The following is a 613-nucleotide window of genomic DNA, read 5'->3' on the forward strand; positions in this document are numbered from 1 at the left end:
TCGTAGACGATGACCTCGACGCCCTTGGCCTTGATGCGCTTCATGATGCCCTGGATGCTGGAGGCGCGGAAGTTGTCCGATCCGGACTTCATCACGAGGCGGTAGACGCCGACGGTCTTGGGTTCGCGGCGCAGGATGTCGGCGGCGACGAAGTCCTTGCGGGTGGTGTTGGCGTCCACGACGGCGTTGATCAGGTTCTGTGGGACGTCGGCGTAGTTCGCGAGGAGCTGTTTGGTGTCCTTGGGCAGGCAGTAGCCGCCGTAGCCGAAGGACGGGTTGTTGTAGTGCGAGCCGATGCGGGGGTCCAGGCCGACGCCCTCGATGATCTGTGCGGTGTCCAGGCCGTGGGTCGCGGCGTAGGTGTCCAGCTCGTTGAAGTACGCGACGCGCAGGGCGAGGTAGGTGTTGGCGAACAGCTTGATGGCCTCGGCCTCGGTGGCGTCGGTCAGCAGGATGGGGACGTCTTTGGTGACGGCGCCTTCCAGGAGCAGGTCGGCGAACTGCTTGCCGCGTTCGGTGCGGTCGCCGACCACGATGCGGGAGGGGTGCAGGTTGTCGTACAGGGCGCGGCCCTCGCGCAGGAACTCGGGGGAGAACACGATGCCCGCGCCGG

1 protein-coding gene is annotated in these 613 nt (G+C 66.2%); it reads right to left on the reverse strand.

Features of this window, described 5'->3' with window-relative positions:
• The coding region (locus tag ACFO6V_RS28780; protein WP_377142734.1) for a nucleotide sugar dehydrogenase at positions 1–613 on the reverse strand (613 nt) is incomplete at both ends.

It is taken from the genome of Promicromonospora alba (genome assembly GCF_042654905.1).
In the GTDB taxonomy this organism is placed as follows: Bacteria; Actinomycetota; Actinomycetes; order Actinomycetales; family Cellulomonadaceae; genus Promicromonospora; species Promicromonospora alba.